This is a genomic window from Kineococcus vitellinus, assembly GCF_009906315.1.
In the GTDB taxonomy this organism is placed as follows: Bacteria; Actinomycetota; Actinomycetes; order Actinomycetales; family Kineococcaceae; genus Kineococcus; species Kineococcus vitellinus.
Genome location: NZ_JAAALL010000015.1, coordinates 1 through 19,116, shown reverse-complemented (window position 1 = coordinate 19,116; position 19,116 = coordinate 1). Strand labels below are relative to the sequence as shown.

Below are 19,116 nucleotides of genomic sequence, written 5' to 3'. Positions count from 1 at the left end.
CGGGTCAGCGCCGCACGAAGGTCAGCAGCACGAACGTGTAGTCCAGCCCCGTGCGCGCCCAGTGCACGGGGCGCTCGGGGTGGGCGAGCACCTCGTCGGTGAGCTCGCCCACGAGGTCCAGGCCGAGGCCGGCGGCGGTGGCGACCAGGGCGCGCAGGTCGGCCGGGGAGAAGATCCGCACCGGGGCGCCGTAGGCGGTGACGCCCGTGGTGTCCGGCGGCTCGGCGTCGTAGTCGGTGGACAGCGCCAGCACCCCGCCCGGGCGCAGCACGCGCGCCGTCTCGGCGAGGAAGGCCGGCACCGGCACGCCGTGCTCGATGACCGACATGCACGTCACGGCGTCCAGGCAGCCCCCGGGCAGGCCCGTGGCGGTGACGTCGCCGTGGCGGAACTCCACGCCGTCGCGGGTGACGGTCGCGCCGAACTCCAGGTTGATCCCGACCAGGGAGCCCTTCTCGCCCCCCAGGCCGTACAGGCGCAGCCACGGCAGCACCGGCGAGTAGCGGGCGCTGCCGGCGTCCAGGACCCGCGCGGTGCGCGAGCCGTCGTCGGCGAGGGTGAGCACGGCCGCCACGGCCCCGAGCGCGTCCCAGTTCTTCGGGGCGTCCGGGTGGGCCGGCAGGCGCAGGCGCCTGGTCTGCGCCAGCGCGTCGGCGACCTCCGCGGCGTCCTGCAGGACACCCGTGCGGGGCACGCCGCTGGGCACCGGGCGCCGGGCCGGGGCCGCGCCCAGGCGCCGGGCGCCCAGCTGCTCGCCGACGCGGCGCTGCACGCCCACGCGCGTCCACAGGGCGTGCTCGGCGCCGCGCTTGGCGAGCGCCAGCAGCGCACCGCCGGGCGGGGCGGCGGCCGTCCCGCCCTCGGCGGCGGCCTCCAGCGCGGCCAGGTAGCGGTCCCAGGGCTCCTGGAGGTCCGGCGCCTGCACGCCGGCGCGCAGCTCCTGCAGCCGGCCGCCGCTCAGGCGCAGCACCCCCTCGGCGAGCGCGGGCACGCTGCCGGGCTCGACGAGGACGCCGTCGACGCCGTCGCGCACCTGCGCGGGGAAGGAGCCGACGCGGGTGGCGAGCACGGGCAGGCCGTGGGCGAAGGCCAGCAGCGCGTTCTGCGAGGCCGTCGCCGAGCGGTACGGCAGGACGAGCGCGTCGTGCGCGGCGAGCAGCTCCGGCAGCTGCGCGGCCGGCACGTAGCCCTCGCGCAGCTGCACGTGCCCGCGCATCCCGGGGGCCTGCGCGAGCTCGCGCACCCGCCGGCCGGCCTCGCCCCACAGCTCCCCGGCGATGGTCAGCCGCGCGTCGACCCCGCGCTGGTGGACCTCGCCGAGCGCCTGCAGCAGCAGGTCGACGCCCTTGTAGTCGCGGACCACGCCGAGGCTGAGCAGGCGCACCCCGCCGTCGCGCGGCACCCGCGAGCCGGCGGGCGCCGGCACCCGGGGCCCGCCGGGCAGGTGCGGGGGCAGGTCGGCGACCTCGACGCGGCGCGCGCCGTGGGCGTGGGCCAGCTGCGCCTGCTCCTCGGAGTGCACGAGCACGCCGTCCACGGCGGACAGCAGCCGGCCCACCAGCAGCGCGTCACCGGGGCGCGCCTCGTGCGGCAGGACGTTGTGGGCCACCACGACGGTGCGCGCGCGCGAGCGCGCCGAGCGCATCCCGGCCAGCACGCCCAGCAGCGCGGGCACCTGCAGCGGCACGACGTGGGTGAGGACGACGAGGTCGGCCGCGGCGACCCGCCGGCCGGCGCGCCACCAGGAGGCCGGGGAGCTCCAGCTCAGCGGCCGCAGGGTCGGGGTGAACTCGGGGACCTCGGGGACCCCGTGCGGGACCTGCAGCTCGCCCGGGTACAGCGCCGCGGGGTACTGCCGCTCCCAGGAGACGAGCTTGACCTGCGCACCCGGCCCGGCGGCCAGGTGCCGGGCCAGCTCGGTGGTGTGCACCGCGGTCCCGCCCTTGGCCGGGTGCGCGGGCCCGACGACGACGACCCTGCGGCCGGGGTGCTGGGCGGGGTGCTCACGGGGCTGTTCACGGCTCTCCTCCTCCTGGCCGGCAGCGCGCGCACCGGCCGCGCAGGGCCAGGTGCTGCACGTCGACGGCGAAGCCGGTGCGGGTCAGGACGTCGGCGGCCATCGCGGAGGCCGTCGCCGACGGGGCCTCGGAGACCTCGCCGCAGGCGTCGCACACCAGGTGCAGGTGCCCGCCGTGCTCCACGGCGTGGAACGAGGGCACGCGCCGGTCCAGCTGGGTGCGCCCCACGAGGCCGACGTCCTCCAGCACCGCGAGGGCGCGGTAGACGGTCGAGGGGTCCACAGCCGCTGAACCCCCCCGGTGGCCCAGGTGTTCCGCGACCTGCTCGGCGCTGGCGTGCCCGAGCGCGCGCACGGCCTCCAGCACCCGGCGGCGCTGCGGCGTCAGCCGCAGGCCGCGGGCGTGCAGCGCCCGGCCCAGCTCGGTGTCGGTCACCGCGCCCTCAGGGGACCCGCTTCAGCCGGGCCGAGGCGTAGCTGCGCATCGGGTGCCCCTCGAGGGTGACGTCCAGCGCCCACAGCAGGTCGCCCTCGACCGTGCCGTACATGCGCGTGGCGGCGGTGTACTCGTGCGCGGTGGTGGTGCGGGCCACCACGTCGGTGGACAGGTCGATGCGCGGGCCGCGGGCGGTGCCCACGAGCACCTCCACGACACCGGTCGGGTGGGCCAGCAGGACCTCCAGCTGCACCGGCCGCGGCCCGTCGGCCGGGGCCGGGGTCCGCAGGTCGACGGGCTGCGGGCGCCAGAAGCCGGTCTCGACGTCGAGGGGCTCGCGGGTGCGGCCCTCCTCGTCGAGCACCCACGTCGTCGAGGTGTAGCTGAGGAAGTCGCGGCCGTCGTGGCCGAACTCCACGACCTGCCCGAAGCGGGTGTCGGCGTCCCCGCGCGCGGGGTGGCCGAGCACGCCGGCGCCCTCCCAGCGGCCGAGCAGCCAGGACAGCGGGACGAGGGGCAGCGGGGTGTCGGTGCGCAGCGGCAGTGCCACGGGTCAGCGCTGTCCCTTGTAGAGGCGGTACACCACGAAGCAGGCGAACCACGCGATCACGATGCTCGCCGCGATGAGCAGGACGAGGAAGAAGACTTCGAGGGCGTGCACGGGCCCGAGCCTACCCGCGCGCCCCGGCCGCCGGCGGGGGACGTGGGGCGGCTCACGCCGCGCCGCCGGGGTGCCGCGGCACGCCCTCAGAGCAGGACCAGGCGCCCCACGAGGTAGGCCCCGCCGCCGGCCAGGGCGACCGGCGCGGCCGCGACGGCCAGCGCGGCGGGCAGGGCGTGCACCGCGGGCAGCCGCGCCACCTGGGCGCGCCAGGCGGCCACGAGCAGCCCGGCGCCGAGCCCGGCCACGAGCCCGGCCAGCCCCCAGCGCGCCTGCGAGAGCACCCCGGCCCCGCCCAGCAGCACGACGAGCGTGCCCGCGAACCAGCCGGCGGCCGCACCGGCGACCAGGCCGACCGGTCCGGCCACCCGCAGCGGCCAGCTCGTGGCGCAGACCGCGCTGGCGGCGGCGACGGCCGCCAGCACGACGGGCGCCAGCGGCGGGCCGGCGTAGGTGGAGGGCACGGCCAGCCAGGCCGCGGCCAGCACGACGACGGCCTGGCCGGTGGCGGCGCCGGTCACCGACTCCACCAGCCGCGGGCGGCCGTCGGTGCGCAGCAGCTGGTGGACGAAGGCGGCCAGCACCGACAGCGCCGCCACCGCCGGCAGCGCGTCCAGCACGCCCGTGGACTGCGTGCCCGCCAGCCGCCCGGTGCGCACCCCGAGCACGGCGGCCGCGGCGGCGGCCACCGCGACGGCGGCCAGCAGCGCGGTGGTGCTGCGCCGGGCGGGCAGGTCCAGCAGCTCCGGCCAGCCGGCCGCCACGAGCGCGCCGACGAGGACGACCGCCAGCGCCAGCACCGCGGCCGGCGCGAACGAGGCCAGCGCCAGCAGGGCCGCCAGCGCGCAGGTCGCCGTCACCGTCGCGGAGGAGCTCACGGGCGCGATCCTCCCACCGCCGCTCCCGCGCGGCGCGGGTGCGGTCGCCGTGGCCTCGTCGCTTCGCCGACACGCGTAGGCTGCGCACCGTTATCCTGCAGACCTCGTGGGCCGCACGCGCCGCGACCGCCGAGCCGGCGGGCGCGCCCCGCGGCCCGCGGCACGAGCGAACGGAGGGCGGGACGCCCGGTGGCCCAGATCCTCGTGCTGACGAACGCGCTGACCCCTTCCACGGAGGTCCTGCCCGCGCTCGGCCTGCTCCCCCACAGCGTCCGGGTCCTGCCGGCCGAGGCCTCCGTCCTCGTCGACGAGCCCACCTCCGACGCCGTGCTCGTCGACGGCCGGCGCGAGCTCGCCGCCGCCCGCTCGCTGTGCCGGCTGCTGCGCACCACGGGGCTGTCCCAGCCGCTGCTGCTGGTGCTCACCGAGGGCGGGATGGCCGCCGTGGCCGCCGACTGGGGCGCCGACGACGTGCTGCTGGACACCTGCGGGCCGGCCGAGCTGGACGCCCGGCTGCGGCTGGCCGCGGGCCGGCTGCGCCGCCCGGCCGAGGAGGGCGACGGCGCGGCGCCCACCGAGATCCGCGCCGGTGACGTCGTCATCGACGAGGCCGCCTACTCCGCGCGCGTGCGCGGCCGCCAGCTCGACCTGACGTACAAGGAGTTCGAGCTGCTCAAGCACCTGGCCCAGCACCCCGGGCGCGTCTTCACGCGCGCGCAGCTGCTGCAGGAGGTCTGGGGCTACGACTACTTCGGCGGCACCCGCACCGTCGACGTCCACGTGCGGCGGCTGCGCGCCAAGCTCGGCGCCGAGCACGAGAACGCCATCGGCACGGTGCGCAACGTCGGCTACCGCTTCGTCTCCAGCGGCCGCGAGCCCGGGCCGGGGGACGGCCTCGACCTCGACGCGGCACTGGGCGGGCAGGACGCCGCCGACGAGGGCGGGCGCGGCGACGACGACGGCACGGGCGGCACGGGCGGCACGGGCGGCACGGGCGGCACGGGCGCACCGCCGACCGGCCCGCGCCCGGTCCGCAGCCCCGCCCCCCGGCGCTGAGGAGGCGCGGAACCCGTGGACACCCCGACGAGCACCCCCGCGACGACACCCGCGACGACACCCGCGACGACACCCGCGACGACCTCGCTGACGGCCCTGGCCGAGGACGTGCGCGAGCGCGTGCTGCGGCTGGCGGAGGCCGCCTCCGCGGTCGACGCGGCGACGGCGCTGTCGGAGGACGCGACGCTGCGCCTGCGCTCCGACGACGGCACGGTCACCCACCTGCTGCGCCGCGACGGCGCCGGCACCCTCGTCGGCTACGCCCAGCTGGTCGGCCGGGCGCCCGCGGCGGCGGGCACGGGGACGGCCGACGTCGAGGGCGAGCTGCTCGTCGACCCCGCCGCCCGCCGCCGCGGGCACGGGCGCGCGCTGCTGGAGGCGGTCGGCGAGGCCGCCCCCGCCTCGCGGGTGCTGCTGTGGTCGCACGGCGACACCCCCGGCGCCCGGGCGCTGGCGGCCTCGGCCGGCTGGCGCCGCGAGCGCGAGCTGCTGCGCATGGAGCGGCCCACCGCGGGGCTGGCCGAGCTGGAGGTCCCCGCCCTGCCGCCGGGGGTCGTGGTCGACGCCTTCCGCCCCGGCGCGGACGACGAGGCGTGGACGGCGCTCAACGCCGCCGCCTTCGCCGGCCACCCCGAGCAGGGCCGCTGGAGCGTGCAGGACCTGCGGCTGCGGCTGGCCGAGCCGTGGTTCGACCCCTCGGTGATGCTGCTGGCGCGCGCGCCGGGCGGCGCCCTGGTGGGCTTCTGCTGGATGAAGGTCGAACCCGCCGCCGCGGAGCTGTACGTGCTCGGCACGGCCCCGGCGCACGCCGGGCGCGGCCTGGGCCGGGCGCTGCTGGTGCGCGGCCTGCGGGCCGTGGCCGCCCGCGCGGACGTGCCGCCGGGCGTCGAGCTGTACGTGGACGGCGACAACGCACCCGCCCTGCGGCTGTACGAGCGGCTGGGGTTCACCCGCGCCGCCGTCGACGTGCAGTACGCCTCCCGCTGAACGCCTCCCGGTGAGCCGTTCGGCCGCCGTTCACCCTCCCGTCGCCGTCCCGGCACCTCCGTCTGCGCAGGTCAGCGCGGTGGAGGCGGCGGTGGCAGAATCACCGGCATGACGGCCACGACGCGAGCCAGCGCCCCCCTGCCCGCCGTGACCCCCGCCGAGGAGCCGCTGGAGCTGCCCGAGGACCGCTTCGCCGACCGCGAGGTCTCCTGGCTGGCCTTCAACGAGCGCGTGCTGCAGATGGCCGAGGACCCCGACACCCACCTGCTGGAGCGGGCGCGGTTCCTGTCGATCTTCGCCAACAACCTCGACGAGTTCTTCATGGTCCGCGTGGCCGGCCTCAAGCGCCGCATCGCCACCGGCCTCGCGGTCACCGCCGCCAGCGGCCTGGAGCCGCGGGAGGTGCTCGACGCGATCAGCGCCCGCGCCCACGAGCTCACCCAGCGCCACGCGGTGGCCTTCCTGGACGGGGTGCGCCCGGCGCTGGCCGAGGCCGGCATCACGGTCGTGCACTGGGACGAGCTGGACGCCGACGAGCAGCTGCGCCTGCACGGCTTCTTCCGCGACCAGGTCTTCCCGGTGCTCACGCCGCTGGCCGTCGACCCCGCGCACCCGTTCCCCTACATCTCCGGGCTGTCGCTGAACCTGGCCGTCGTCGTGCGCAACCCGACGACCGACAAGGAGCACTTCGCGCGGGTGAAGGTGCCGCCGCTGCTGCCGCGCTTCGTGGCGGTGGAGGGGGCCGACGGCCTGGACTCGCGCCGGGCGCGCTTCGTGCCGCTGGAGGACGTCATCGCCGTCCACCTCGACCAGCTCTTCCCGGGCATGGAGGTCGTGCAGCACCACACCTTCCGCGTCACCCGCAACGAGGACCTCGAGGTCGAGGAGGACGACGCGGAGAACCTGCTGCAGGCGCTGGAGAAGGAGCTGCTGCGCCGCCGCTTCGGCCCGGCCGTGCGCCTGGAGGTCGCCTCCGACATCGACCCGCAGGTGCGCGAGCTGCTGGTGCGCGAGCTCGGCGTCACCGAGCAGGAGGTCTACGAGCTGCCCGAGCCGCTGGACCTGCGCGGCGTCGGCGACATCGCCGACCTGGACCGCCCGGAGCTGAAGTACCCCAAGTTCGTCGCGCGCACCCACCGCGACCTCACCGACGGCGCCGAGACGGCCAAGCCGTCGGACGTGTTCGCGGCCATCCGCAACCGCGACGTGCTGCTGCACCACCCCTACGACTCGTTCTCCACGAGCGTGCAGGCCTTCCTGTCGCAGGCGGCCGCCGACCCCAAGGTCCTGGCGATCAAGCAGACGCTGTACCGGACCTCGGGCGACTCCCCCATCGTGGACGCGCTCATCGACGCCGCCGAGGCCGGCAAGCAGGTGCTGGCCCTGGTGGAGATCAAGGCGCGCTTCGACGAGCAGGCCAACATCACCTGGGCGCGCAAGCTGGAGCAGGCAGGCGTGCACGTCGTCTACGGCCTCGTCGGGCTCAAGACGCACGCCAAGCTCAGCCTCGTGGTGCGCCAGGAGGCCGGCGGCCTGCGCCGCTACTGCCACGTCGGCACCGGCAACTACAACCCCAAGACCGCGCGCCTGTACGAGGACCTGGGCCTGCTCACCGACGACCAGCAGGTCGGCGAGGACCTGACCCGCCTGTTCAACCAGCTCTCCGGCTACGCGCCGAAGACGGCGTACAAGCGGCTGCTGGTGGCGCCGCGCTCGCTGCGCACCGGGCTGGTGGACCGCATCGACCGCGAGATCGACAACCACCGGCAGGGCCAGCCCTCCGGCGTGCGGATCAAGGTCAACTCCATCGTCGACGAGGTGGTCATCGACGCGCTGTACCGGGCCTCGCAGGCCGGCGTGCCGGTCGACGTCGTGGTGCGCGGGATCTGCGCCCTCAAGCCCGGTGTGCCGGGCCTGAGCGAGAACATCCGCGTGCGCAGCATCCTGGGCCGCTTCCTGGAGCACAGCCGGGTGTTCTGGTTCGCCTCCGGCGGCGACCCGGTCGCCATGATCGGCAGCGCGGACATGATGCACCGCAACCTGGACCGCCGCGTCGAGGCCGTCGTGCGGCTGACCGACCCGCGCCACGTGCGGGAGATCTCGCAGCTGCTGGACGACTGCATGGCCGACAGCACGAGCTCCTGGCACCTGGGGGCGGACGGCACCTGGACGCGCCACCACCTCGACGCCGACGGCCGGCCGCTGACCGACATGCAGGAGCACATCATCGCCACCCGCCCGGGGCGCCGCCCGAGCACCCGCCGTCGTCGGTGAGGCCGCCGAGCGCTGCCGCGGCCGGCGCACCGCCCGCGCCGGGCGCCCGCGGGCCGGTGGACGTGGAGGCGGCCGGCTGCGTCGTCGTGCGGCCCGCCGGCGGCCGGGCGGCGGGCGGCGGTGCCGCGGGCGGCCCGGTCGAGGTGCTCCTGGTGCACCGGCCGCGCAGCGCGACCCGCGCGCCGGACTGGTCGTGGCCGAAGGGCAAGCTCGAGGAGGACGAGCACCCGGCCGTCGCGGCCGTGCGCGAGACCGCCGAGGAGACCGGGGTGCGCGTGCACCTCGGCGTCCCGCTGCCGGAGCAGCGCTACGAGGTCTCCGGCGGCCGCCGCAAGCGGGTGCGCTACTGGCTGGCGCGCCCGGTGCCCGCGGGGCGCGCCGGGCGGCTGGACGCGGCGGTGGACCCGGCGCTGGACCCGGTGCTCGACCCGGCGCTGGACGTGGAGCCGGCCGGGCCCGAGGAGATCGACGAGACCGCCTGGGTCTCCCCGCAGCGCGCCCGCGAGCTGCTGACCCACCCCGACGACGCGGACCTGCTGACGGCGGCGGTGCCCGGGGACGTGCTGCCGGCGCCGACGTGGCCGCTGGTCGTGCTGCGCCACGCCCGCGCCGTCAAGCGCACCGACTGGGCCGGCGAGGAGGCCGTGCGCCCGCTGCTGGAGCGCGGGCACGCCCAGTCGCGCGCCCTGGCCCCGCTGCTGAGCTGCTTCGACGTGCACTCGCTCGTCACCTCCCCGTGGGCGCGCTGCGTGCAGACGGTGCTGCCGGCGGCCGAGCTGGCCGCCGCGCCCGTCGTCGTCGAGGACCCGCTCACCGAGGCGGGCCACGCCCGGGACCCGCACGCCGCCGCGGACGTGGTCGCCGGGCTGCTGGCCGAGGGCAGCGGCGTCGTCGTCTGCTCCCACGGCCCGGTGCTGCCGACGCTGCAGGCGGTCGTGGCGGCGCACGCGGGCACCGCGGAGGTGCGCCGCGCGCTCACCGGCCGCCTCACCAAGGGCGAGCTCGTCGTGGCCCACCTCAGCGGCCGCGGCAGCGCCGCCCGGGTCGTCGCCGCCGAGCGCCACGCCCGCTGACCGGCCCGCGCACCCCCCGCGCGCGGGGTCGAAACGCCCCGGCACCCACGCGGGTGCGCCCGACCCGGTGACACCGCGTCACCGCCGTCGGGGCCGTCGGCCGCCTCGGGTCCCCGTCCGCAGCAGTGCGCGGTCACCCTCCGTGCACCTGGTGACCCGTTCACCTGCTGGTCGTCACCCGTCCGCCGACTCGGCACCCGAGCGACCGGCCCGGTTAACGCCCCGTTCACCTCCGCCGGGCACTCACGTCACCTCGGCTGCCTACCGTGCGACCACGTCGGACCCCGCGCTGGCGCTTCCGCGCGCCCGCCCGTCGATCGAAAGCGAGCTCAATCCGTGAACCGCACCCTCCGTCGTGCAGCCCTCCCCGCCGCCCTGGCCCTCTCCTTCGGCCTCGCCGCGTGCAGCGGGTCGAACGAGCAGGCGACCACCAGCGGCTCCGGCAGCAGCGAGTCCGCCTCCGAGTCGTCGCTGAGCGGCGACCTGAGCGGCGCCGGCGCGAGCACCCAGACCGTCGCCCAGCAGACGTGGGCGGCCGGCTTCCAGTCGACCAACCCCGACGTCACCGTGAACTACGACCCGGTCGGCTCCGGCGGCGGCCGCGAGCAGTTCCTCTCCGGCGGCGTGCCCTTCGCGGGCTCCGACGCCTACCTGAAGGACGAGGAGCTGACGACGGCGCAGGAGCGCTGCAACGGCGGCAACGCGATCGACCTGCCGGTCTACGTCTCCCCCATCGCCATCGCCTACAACCTGCCGGGCGTCGCGGACCTCAAGCTCTCCCCCGACACGATCGCCAAGATCTTCCTGGGCCAGATCACCACCTGGAACGACCCGGCCATCGCCGCGGACAACGCGGGCGTCACCCTCCCCGCCACCGCCATCACCCCGGTGCACCGCTCGGACGACTCGGGCACCACGCAGAACTTCACCGACTACCTGCACACCGCGGCCCCGAGCGTGTGGACCGCCGAGCCCGCGCAGGCGTGGCCGGTGCAGGGCGGCGAGGCGGCCCAGGGCACCTCCGGCGTCATCCAGGCCATCCAGGGCGGCGAGGGCACCATCGGCTACGCCGACGAGAGCCAGGTCACCGACGAGCTCGGCAAGGCGCAGGTCAAGGTCGGCGACGCGTTCGTCGGCCCGACCGCCGAGGCCGCCGCGGCCGTCGTCGACGCCTCCCCCGAGGTCGAGGGCCGCCCCGAGGGCGACATCGCCATCAAGCTGGACCGCGCGACCACCGCCGCCGGCGCCTACCCGGTCGTGCTCGTCTCCTACGCGGTGGTCTGCTCCTCCTACGAGGACGCCGCCGAGGGCGAGATGGTCAAGGCGTACATGACCTACATCACCAGCGAGGAGGGCCAGCAGGCCGCCGCCGACGAGGCCGGCTCCGCCCCCATCTCCGAGAAGCTGCGCGGGGAGATCACCACCTCCCTCGAACTGATCAAGTGATCCACCGACGGCGGTGGGAACGGGGCGACCCGGTCCCACCGCCGTCGTGCTCCACCCCCGCAGCACCGCACCACCACCGCCGGCCGCACGGCCGCCGGTCCGCACGACTTCGGAGGGACCCCGGGTGAGCAGCACCCAGACCACCAGGCCCGACCCCGGTGGCGACCGGGCGGTCATCGAGACCGGCACCAAGCGCGCCGGCGACACGGTGTTCCGCGGCACCGCGACAGGCTCCGGGGTGCTCATCCTCCTGGTGCTCGCCGCCGTGGCCGCCTTCCTCGTCGGCGAGGCGGTGCCCGCTTTCACCGCCGACCCCGCCGAGATCGAGGGCGAGCGCGGGCTCGTCGCCTACGTCTGGCCGCTGCTGTTCGGCACGGTGCTGGCCGCGGTCATCGCCCTGCTGGTCGCGACGCCCATCGCGGTCGGCATCGCGCTGTTCATCTCGCACTACGCCCCGCGCCGGCTCGCGCAGGGCCTGGGCTACCTCGTGGACCTGCTGGCCGCCGTGCCGAGCATCGTCTACGGCATCTGGGGCATCACGGTGCTCTCGCGCTGGATGATCCCCGTCTACGGCTGGCTGGCCGAGCAGCTCGGCTTCATCCCGCTCTTCGCGGGGCCGGCCTCCACGACGGGGCGCACGATCCTCACCGCGGGCCTGGTCCTCGCGGTGATGATCCTGCCGATCATCACCGCCCTGAGCCGCGACGTCTTCCTGCAGACCCCGCGCCTGCACGAGGAGGCCGCCCTGGCCCTGGGCGCCACCCGTTGGGAGATGGTCAAGTACTCGGTCATCCCGTACGGGCGCTCCGGCGTCGTCAGCGCCGCGATGCTCGGCCTGGGCCGCGCGCTCGGCGAGACGATGGCCGTGGCCCTGGTGCTGTCGGTCTCCAACGTCGTGACGTTCAACCTCGTCAGCTCGACGAACCCGTCGACGATCGCGGCGAACATCGCGCTGAACTTCCCCGAGGCCTCCGGCATCGACGTCAACGTCCTCATCGCCAGCGGCCTCGCGCTGTTCGTCATCACGTTCCTGGTCAACTTCGCGGCCCGGTGGGTCGTCCAGCGTTCCGGAGCCAAGGCATGACCACCACCACCGGGCCCAGCCCGTCCCCCGAGGCCGTCGCGGAGATCGAGCAGCCGATGCGCCAGGCGCGGCTGCCGCGGTGGACGCCGTGGGCGTCCCTCGCGGCGGCGCTCGTGGTCGCCCTGCTCGTCACCGCCCCCGGCGGCCGCTCCCTGGGCGGCGTCGTGGCGATCACTGCGATCGCGCACCTGGTGCTCATCGGCGTGCTCTCCGCCGTGCGCGAGGGCAGCCGCCGCGCCAAGGACCGCATCGTCACCGCGCTCGTCACGATCGCCTTCGGCCTGGCGATGATCCCGCTGGTCTCCGTCGTGTGGACCGTCGTCGGCAACGGCCTGGCGCGCTTCGACACGACCTTCTTCACCTGGTCGATGCGCGGGGTCGTCGGCGAGGGCGGCGGCGCGCTGCACGCCATCTGGGGCACGATCATCGTCACCCTCATCGCGGCGCTGATCTCCGTGCCGGTCGGCCTGCTGGCCGCCGTCTACCTCGTGGAGTACGGGGCGGGCTCGCGGCTGGCCAAGGCCATCACCTTCCTCGTGGACGTCATGACGGGCATCCCGTCGATCGTCGCCGGCCTCTTCGTCGCGGCGCTGTTCGTCATCGTGGTCGGGCCGGGCACCAAGCTCGGCATCATGGGCTCCCTGGCCCTGGCGGTCCTCATGATCCCCACGGTCGTGCGCTCGACCGAGGAGATGCTCAAGCTGGTCCCCAACGACCTGCGCGAGGCCGCCTACGCCCTGGGCGTGCCGAAGTGGCGCACGATCACCAAGGTCGTCCTGCGCACGAGCGTGTCGGGCATCGCCACCGGCATCACGCTGGCCATCGCCCGCGTCGCCGGCGAGACCGCTCCGCTGCTGGTCACGCTCGGCATCACGACGGGGACGAACTTCAACCCCTTCGACGGGCGCATGGCCACCCTGCCGGTCTACGCGTACTACCAGTACACGCAGCCCGGCGTCCCGGCCGAGGCCGGTGTCGAGCGCGCCTGGACGGCGGCGCTCGTGCTCATCATCCTGGTGATGGCGCTCAACCTCGTCGCCCGGCTGATCTCCCGCCTCTTCGCACCGAAGGTCGGCCGCTGAGGCCCGCCGCCCCCGCGACCGCGACCCGCACACCCCTGACCGAGGAGCCCGACGTGGCCAAGCTCATCGACGTGAGCGACCTGAACATCTACTACGGCGACTTCCTCGCCGTGGAGTCCGTGACGATGACCATCGAGCCGCGCGCCGTGACCGCGCTCATCGGTCCCTCCGGCTGCGGCAAGTCGACCTTCCTGCGCTCGCTGAACCGCATGCACGAGGTCATCCCCGGCGCCCGCGTGGAGGGCAAGGTCGTCATGGACGGCCAGGACCTCTACGACAAGGACGTCGACCCCGTCTCGGTGCGCCAGCACATCGGCATGGTCTTCCAGCGCCCGAACCCGTTCCCGACGATGTCGATCTACGACAACGTCGCCGCCGGCGTGCGCCTGAACGCCAAGCGCATGAGCAAGAGCGACCTCGACGACCTCGTCGAGAGCTCGCTGCGCGGGGCGAACCTGTGGACCGAGGTCAAGGACCGCCTCGGCAAGCCCGGTCTGGGCCTGTCCGGCGGCCAGCAGCAGCGCCTGTGCATCGCCCGCGCGATCGCCATCCGCCCCTCGGTGCTGCTCATGGACGAGCCCTGCTCGGCCCTGGACCCGATCTCCACGCTGGCCATCGAGGACCTCATCGGCGAGCTGAAGAGCGAGTACACGATCGTCATCGTGACCCACAACATGCAGCAGGCGGCCCGCGTCTCGGACCGCACCGGCTTCTTCAACCTCGCCGGCGTCGGCAGGCCGGGTCACCTGGTGGAGATCGACGACACCTCGACGATCTTCAGCAACCCCTCACAGAAGTCCACCGAGGACTACATCTCGGGCCGCTTCGGCTGATCCCGCCCCGCCCGCCGCGGGGCCCGGGCAGCACGAGGCCCCGCGGCGGGCGGGCGCACCGGAGGGCGGGACCTCGGGGGCGGGACCTCAGAAGACGAGGTGGATGAGCGCGTAGCACCCGGCGGCGGACAGGCCCGCGGCGGGCAGGGTCAGCACCCAGGCGGCGACCATCGAGCGGGCCACGCCCCAGCGCACGGCCGAGAAGCGCTTGGTCGCGCCCACGCCCATGATCGCCGAGGAGATGGTGTGGGTCGTGGAGACGGGCGCGTGGAAGGCGAGCGCCGCGACATAGAGGATCACCGCCGAGACGGACTCGGCCGCGAAGCCGCGGGCCGGGTCCAGGTGGATGATCCGCCGGCCCAGCGTCCGCATGATGCGCCAGCCGCCGGCGTAGGTGCCCAGGCTGATCGCGAGCGCCGCGGACACCTTCACCCACACCGGGATGTCGCTGCCCTCGTGGAAGCCGCCGGCCACGAGCGCGAGCACGATGACGCCCATCGTCTTCTGCGCGTCCTGCAGGCCGTGGCCGAGGGCCATGGCCGCGGCCGAGACCGTCTGCGCGGCCCGGAAGCGGCGGTGGGTCGGGCCGGGCGCGGCGCGGCGCGCGGCCCACAGGACGGCGACCATCAGCAGGTAGCCGGCCGCGAAGCCGGCCAGCGGGGAGACCACCATCGGCACGACGACCTTGTCGAGGACGACGCTCCAGTGGACGGTGGTGGAGGAGGCGATGCCGGCGCCGGCCAGGGCGCCGATGAGGGCGTGCGAGCTGGAGGAGGGCAGCCCCAGGCGCCAGGTGACGAGGTTCCAGGCGATGGCGCCGAGCAGGGCGGCCAGGACGACGGACATGCCGTGCAGGCCGAGGCCGACGTCGACGATGCCGGAGCCGATGGTCTCGGCGACCCCGGTGCCGAGGAAGGCGCCGATGAGGTTGAAGACCGCGGCCATCCCGAGCGCGATGCGCGGGGTGAGGGCGCGCGTGGAGACCGACGTCGCGATCGAGTTGGCGGCGTCGTGGAAGCCGTTGGTGAAGTCGAAGCCGAGCGCGACGACGACGACGAGGAGGACGAGGGCCAGCTCCACCGGCTCAGGACTCCTTGACCGCGATGGTCTCCACCGTGTGGGCGACGTGCTCGAAGGCGTCCGCCGCCTCCTCGAGCGTCTCGATGATCTCCTTCTGCTTCATGATCTCGATGGCGTCGTAGGAGCCGTCGAAGAGCTTGGCCAGCAGCTGCCGGTGGAACTGGTCCGCCTGGTTCTCCAGCCGGTTGATCTCGACCCAGTAGTCGGTGAGGTCGGCCAGCGAGCGCAGCCGGGGCATGGCGTCGGCGGTCAGCTCGGCCTGGCGGGCCAGGACGGCGACGAGGTCGCCGACGGCGTCGGGCAGCTGACCGACCCGGTAGAGCACCATGAGGTCGACGGCGGCCTGCATGAGGTCCAGGCAGTCGTCCAGGCGCGAGGTGAGCTGGTAGATGTCCTCGCGGTCGAACGGCGTGACGAACGAGGAGTTGACCCGCCGCATGACGTCGTGGGCGGCCTCGTCCCCGCGGTGCTCGATCTCCTCCATGCGCTGGGCGAGGACCTCGCGGCGGGCGTGGTCGCTGCCGATCACCTCCGTGAGCACGGTGGTGGCCTCGACGAGGATCTTCCCGGTGCGGGCGAACAGCTCGAAGAAGGAGTCGTCACGGGGGGTCAGTCGGAAACGCACGTGCATGCTCCGCGGAGGCTCGGTCCGTCCGGGCCGGGGGTCCGGTCCGATCGGCGACTCTAGGCGAGGTCGCGGCCCGAGCACGAAAGCACCCGGCCGGCTCAGGCTCGGGCGCGCACCTCGTCGACGCCCAGGACGCGGTCCAGCTCACCCTCCGGCAGGGGTCCGTCGCTCTCCGAGGCTGCGACGACGACGTCGGCGTACAGCTCGATCTCCTCGGCGAGGGCGTCGTCGGCGAGCGGCGCGGCAGCGGGGAGGCCGGTGGGGGGTTCCGGCTCGAGCGTGTGCGTCATGGTGGCTCCACGGTACGCCGCGCGGCGCCCCGCGGGGGGCCGACGGGGCAGGTGATCACCGCACCGGCCCAGCGGCGGCGCCCGCGGACGGGTCGGCCGGCGGGCTCGGGGCGGTGCCCGGGACGGTGCCCGGGGCGGTCTCCGGGGACGTGCCCGGGGGGCTGGCGGTCGGGCTGCCGGTGGCGCCCGCGGTGGCGCCGGCGGTGGGGCCGGGCACGGCCAGCGGAGGCCGGTCGTCGTCGCCGAGCACGGTCCGCTGCAGGCTGACCTCGGCGAGCCCGAGCCCGCCGACGGTCACCTCGTCGTAGGCCAGCAGCCTGCCGGCGTCCTCGCCCGTGGCGTCGAAGTGCAGCAGCGTGGCCGACAGCGGCAGCGGCGCGCCGTCGGCGAGGCGGTTGAGGCCGGCGGAGGTGATGCCCGCTCCCCCGGTGGTGCCCTCGACCATGACGCGGGTGCCGGAGGCGTCCAGCGTCACCGAGCGCTTGTGCAGGTGACCGGCCAGCACGAGGGGGACCTGCCCGAGCAGCGGCCGCAGCCCGCTGGGGTCGTGGACGAGGGCCACGTCGACGGGGTCGTCCGGGTGGGCCCCGTCCCAGCGCTCGATGCCGGCGGCGAGGACCTCGTTGGCCTCCTCCTGCACCTGCTCGGCGGCCCCCTCGGCGGGCGAGCCCTCCCCGTCGGCGCTGAAGACGGGGTCGCCCTGGCCGGCCAGCACGAGCCCGGCGACCTCGGCGGTGGCGCCGCCGTCGAGGACGACGGCCCCCGGCTGCGCCGCGACCTGCGCCTGCGTCTGGGCCGAGTCGTGGTTGCCGCGCACCCACACGTAGGGCACGCCGAGCGAGCCGATGCGGCCCAGGAAGGTCGACTCGGCCGCCGTGCCCCACGTGGTGGTGTCGCCGGTGTCCAGGACGGCCCGCACGCCGAACTGGCGCACGAGGTCCTCGGTGAGGTCGAAGCCGAGCGGGTTCAGGTGCAGGTCGGAGACGTGCAGGACGGTGGTGACGTCCTCGCCGAGGCCGCCGGGGCCGCCCTGCTGGTCGCCGAGCACGGGCAGGTTGGCCGCCGAGGCGTACAGGGTGCTGACGCTGCGGACGATGTCGGACAGGCCGCTGCGGTAGGACTCCAGGCGCTCCAGGGCGTCCTGGGTGCTGGAGACGAGGTAGGGCGCGCGCGAGAGCAGGCCGGTGAAGCGGGGCTGGCGCAGCGCGGCGGGGTCGAAGCTCGCCCACGTCCCGGCCCCGGTGGCCAGCACGACGACGAGGACGGCGGCGCCGGTCTGCAGGACCCGGCGCCGGGCGCGGTAGACGACGACGGCGGCCAGCAGCGCCCCGCCCAGCCCGCAGCCCAGGCTGTAGGCGGCGGCGCGCACGGTCGCCGCCCGCACGGTGTCGGCGGCGGTGAGCTCCAGGGCCAGCAGCTGCTGCGGGGAGCCGACGAGCCGGCCGGCGGCGTCGAGGTCGACGGAGACGATGTTCGCCGTGACGGCCAGGGGCGCGCGGTGGGTGTCGAAGGAGACCTTGCCGACCGGGGGCAGGTCGACCTCCACGCCCGGGGTGAGGCTGGGGCGCACCCGCACCTCGGTCTGCAGCGGGCCGACGTAGGTGCTGGAGCCGGGGGCGAGGGCGAAGCCGAGGGCCGCGCCGACCGCGGCCACGAGCAGGACGCCGACCGGGGGCAGCACCGTGCGGGCGGCGCGCACCAGCAGCCGGGGGCCGCGGCGGGCGCCCAGGCGCCGGACCAGCTCGACGGCGCCGGCTCGCCGGCGCTGCGGCGCCCGGAGCGGCCGGGGGCGGGGGATCCTCGGGGACATCGGCTCGATCCTCGCGCAGCGGGCGCCCTGCCGACGACCGCGCCGACCCGTCCGGGCGCGTCCGGGGCCGGTCCGGAGCCGTCCGGGGGTGTCCACCGCCCGCCGCCCGGGTAGGGGGCAGCCATGAGCACGAACGAGACCCCTGCGGGGGACACCGGTTTCCGCGACCTGCGCGCCGCCGAGCCGAGCGGCCGGCCCGGACCCGCGATCGTCACGGGTTCGGAGTCGGGCATCGGGCGGGCCAGCGCCGTCGAGCTGGCCCGGCGCGGCCACGACGTCGGCGTCACCTGGTTCCGCGACGAGGCGGCCGGGCGGGCGACCGCCGAGGAGGTGCGCGCGCTGGGCCGGCGCGCGGAGCTGCGCCACCTGGACCTGCGCGACCTGCCGGGCGCGGCGGACGTCGTCGACGACCTCGCCGACGCGCTCGGCGGCGTGGAGGTCCTCGTCAACGACGCGGGCACCGGCACGTCGACGCCGCTGCTGGAGCTCGGCTTCGAGGACTGGCGCGAGGTGCTGTCGGTGGACCTGGACGGCGCCTTCCTCTGCCTGCAGCGCGCGGCCCGGCGCATGGTGGCCGCCGGCCGGGGCGGGCGCATCGTCAACATCACCAGCGTCCACGAGCACCAGCCGCGCGTCGGGGCGGCCCCGTACTGCGCGGCCAAGGGGGGCCTGGGCCTGCTGACGCGCACGGCGGCCATCGAGCTGGCCGAGCACGGCATCACCGTCAACGCGGTCGCGCCGGGCGAGATCGCCACGCCGATGACGGGGCAGGAGGACACCGACCCGCACACCGAGCACCGGCCGGGGGTGCCGCTGGGCCGTCCGGGCGATGCCCGCGAGATCGCCGCGGTCGTCGGCTTCCTCTGCTCGCCGCAGGCCTCCTACGTCACGGGCGCCTCGTACGCCGTGGACGGCGGGATGCTGCAGATGGGCCCGATGGCGGGCTCGCACCTCACCGAGGAGGCCTGGCGCCGCCCCTGAGGTCACCCGCCCGCCACGGGTAAGGCCGACCTCTCTTGACTCGTTCCAGACTGGGCTGGTTGGCTCGACGCCGTGACCACCGCCGACCGCCTGCGCGCCCGGGGCCTGCGGGCGACCCGGCCGCGCACCGTGGTCCTCGACGTCCTCGACGCGGCCCGGGCGGCCGGCGAGCACCTGCCCGTCGCCCAGGTCGCCGACCGCGCCCGCACCGCGCTGCCGACGGTGTCGACGCAGGCGGTCTACGACTGCCTGGACGCCCTGACCCGCGCCGGGCTGGCCCGCTGCATCGAGCCGGCCGGGCACCCGGCCCGCTACGAGGCGCGCGTCGGCGACAACCACCACCACCTGGTGTGCCGGGAGTGCGGGCGCACCGTCGACGTCGACTGCACCAGCGGGCACGCCCCCTGCCTCGCGCCCTCCGACACGGCGGGCTTCGCCGTCGAGGAGGCCGAGGTGGTGTTCTGGGGGCGGTGCCCGCAGTGCCGCGCCCGGCGCACCGG

General features: G+C 75.8%; 18 protein-coding genes. 10 read left to right on the top strand and 8 right to left on the bottom strand.

What is annotated here, in order from left to right:
* Positions 1 to 4: 4 nt before the first annotated feature.
* The 4 genes from GTQ99_RS26550 to GTQ99_RS02880 form a co-directional block, all read right to left on the bottom strand.
* Positions 5 to 1,930, bottom strand: coding sequence for a glycosyltransferase (locus GTQ99_RS26550; protein WP_166614238.1), 1,926 nt, complete (start codon positions 1,928 to 1,930; stop codon positions 5 to 7).
* An 85-nt stretch (positions 1,931 to 2,015) separates the two neighbouring features.
* The gene (locus tag GTQ99_RS02890) at positions 2,016 to 2,453 is read right to left on the bottom strand and encodes a transcriptional repressor (protein WP_166614237.1); all 438 of its coding nucleotides are present in this window, start codon (positions 2,451 to 2,453) and stop codon (positions 2,016 to 2,018) included.
* 7 nt (positions 2,454 to 2,460) lie between these two features.
* A complete protein-coding gene (locus GTQ99_RS02885) occupies positions 2,461 to 3,003 on the bottom strand; it encodes a heme-binding beta-barrel domain-containing protein (protein WP_166614236.1) in 543 nt (180 codons plus the stop codon).
* 197 nt (positions 3,004 to 3,200) lie between these two features.
* Positions 3,201 to 3,992 (bottom strand): hypothetical protein, encoded by a 792-nt coding sequence (locus GTQ99_RS02880; protein ID WP_166614235.1) that lies wholly within the window; start codon positions 3,990 to 3,992, stop codon positions 3,201 to 3,203.
* Between the two features lie 189 nt (positions 3,993 to 4,181).
* On the opposite strand from GTQ99_RS02880, the gene GTQ99_RS02875 reads away from it, so the two are divergent.
* The 8 genes from GTQ99_RS02875 (at position 4,182) to pstB (ending at position 13,827) form a co-directional block, all read left to right on the top strand.
* Positions 4,182 to 5,048, top strand: coding sequence for a winged helix-turn-helix domain-containing protein (locus GTQ99_RS02875; protein ID WP_166614234.1), 867 nt, complete (start codon positions 4,182 to 4,184; stop codon positions 5,046 to 5,048).
* A 15-nt stretch (positions 5,049 to 5,063) separates the two neighbouring features.
* The gene (gene mshD, locus GTQ99_RS02870) at positions 5,064 to 6,035 is read left to right on the top strand and encodes a mycothiol synthase (RefSeq protein WP_205706670.1); all 972 of its coding nucleotides are present in this window, start codon (positions 5,064 to 5,066) and stop codon (positions 6,033 to 6,035) included.
* Between the two features lie 108 nt (positions 6,036 to 6,143).
* The gene (locus GTQ99_RS02865; RefSeq protein ID WP_166614233.1) at positions 6,144 to 8,309 is read left to right on the top strand and encodes an RNA degradosome polyphosphate kinase; all 2,166 of its coding nucleotides are present in this window, start codon (positions 6,144 to 6,146) and stop codon (positions 8,307 to 8,309) included.
* Positions 8,306 to 9,382: an NUDIX domain-containing protein gene (locus tag GTQ99_RS02860; protein WP_166614232.1), complete on the top strand. Its 1,077-nt coding sequence runs from the start codon at positions 8,306 to 8,308 to the stop codon at positions 9,380 to 9,382. Before GTQ99_RS02865 ends, GTQ99_RS02860 begins: the two co-directional genes overlap by 4 nt.
* Positions 9,383 to 9,718: 336 nt before the next feature.
* Complete coding sequence (gene pstS, locus GTQ99_RS02855) at positions 9,719 to 10,828, top strand: phosphate ABC transporter substrate-binding protein PstS (protein WP_166614231.1); 1,110 nt, start codon at positions 9,719 to 9,721, stop codon at positions 10,826 to 10,828.
* 124 nt (positions 10,829 to 10,952) lie between these two features.
* Positions 10,953 to 11,912: a phosphate ABC transporter permease subunit PstC gene (pstC, locus tag GTQ99_RS02850; RefSeq protein ID WP_166614230.1), complete on the top strand. Its 960-nt coding sequence runs from the start codon at positions 10,953 to 10,955 to the stop codon at positions 11,910 to 11,912.
* Positions 11,909 to 12,994 (top strand): phosphate ABC transporter permease PstA, encoded by a 1,086-nt coding sequence (gene pstA, locus GTQ99_RS02845; protein ID WP_166614229.1) that lies wholly within the window; start codon positions 11,909 to 11,911, stop codon positions 12,992 to 12,994. Before pstC ends, pstA begins: the two co-directional genes overlap by 4 nt.
* Before the next feature lie 53 nt (positions 12,995 to 13,047).
* On the top strand, positions 13,048 to 13,827 hold the full coding sequence (gene pstB, locus GTQ99_RS02840) for a phosphate ABC transporter ATP-binding protein PstB (RefSeq protein WP_166614228.1): 780 nt from the start codon (positions 13,048 to 13,050) through the stop codon (positions 13,825 to 13,827).
* Positions 13,828 to 13,914: 87 nt separating this feature from the next.
* Here the strand turns inward: pstB and GTQ99_RS02835 are convergent, their stop codons facing one another.
* From GTQ99_RS02835 to GTQ99_RS02820, 4 genes are all read right to left on the bottom strand, one after another.
* Entirely contained in the window at positions 13,915 to 14,907 is a 993-nt protein-coding gene (locus tag GTQ99_RS02835) for an inorganic phosphate transporter (protein WP_166614227.1), read from the bottom strand.
* A gap of 4 nt (positions 14,908 to 14,911) precedes the next feature.
* Positions 14,912 to 15,532 carry a DUF47 domain-containing protein gene (locus GTQ99_RS02830; RefSeq protein ID WP_166614226.1) on the bottom strand — a complete coding sequence of 207 codons (621 nt, stop codon included), beginning with the start codon at positions 15,530 to 15,532 and terminating at the stop codon, positions 14,912 to 14,914.
* A 101-nt stretch (positions 15,533 to 15,633) separates the two neighbouring features.
* Positions 15,634 to 15,825, bottom strand: a complete 192-nt coding sequence (locus GTQ99_RS02825) for a hypothetical protein (RefSeq protein WP_166614225.1) — start codon at positions 15,823 to 15,825, stop codon at positions 15,634 to 15,636.
* Between the two features lie 55 nt (positions 15,826 to 15,880).
* The gene (locus GTQ99_RS02820; protein ID WP_166614224.1) at positions 15,881 to 17,635 is read right to left on the bottom strand and encodes a metallophosphoesterase family protein; all 1,755 of its coding nucleotides are present in this window, start codon (positions 17,633 to 17,635) and stop codon (positions 15,881 to 15,883) included.
* Positions 17,636 to 17,758: 123 nt separating this feature from the next.
* On the opposite strand from GTQ99_RS02820, the gene GTQ99_RS02815 reads away from it, so the two are divergent.
* Both GTQ99_RS02815 and GTQ99_RS02810 read left to right on the top strand, forming a co-directional pair.
* Entirely contained in the window at positions 17,759 to 18,616 is an 858-nt protein-coding gene (locus GTQ99_RS02815) for an SDR family oxidoreductase (protein WP_166614223.1), read from the top strand.
* Positions 18,617 to 18,688: 72 nt separating this feature from the next.
* Positions 18,689 to 19,116: transcriptional repressor (locus GTQ99_RS02810; protein WP_166614222.1), on the top strand; the 428-nt coding region annotated here is incomplete at its 3' end.

Bases quoted from the DNA above. Each gene is read 5' to 3' on its own strand.
- pstA (WP_166614229.1), top strand. From the start codon at position 11,909: ATGACCACCACCACCGGGCCCAGCCCGTCCCCCGAGGCCGTCGCGGAG.
- GTQ99_RS02820 (WP_166614224.1), bottom strand. From the start codon at position 17,635: ATGTCCCCGAGGATCCCCCGCCCCCGGCCGCTCCGGGCGCCGCAGCGC.
- GTQ99_RS02815 (WP_166614223.1), top strand. From the start codon at position 17,759: ATGAGCACGAACGAGACCCCTGCGGGGGACACCGGTTTCCGCGACCTG.
- GTQ99_RS02825 (WP_166614225.1), bottom strand. From the start codon at position 15,825: ATGACGCACACGCTCGAGCCGGAACCCCCCACCGGCCTCCCCGCTGCC.
- GTQ99_RS02865 (WP_166614233.1), top strand. From the start codon at position 6,144: ATGACGGCCACGACGCGAGCCAGCGCCCCCCTGCCCGCCGTGACCCCC.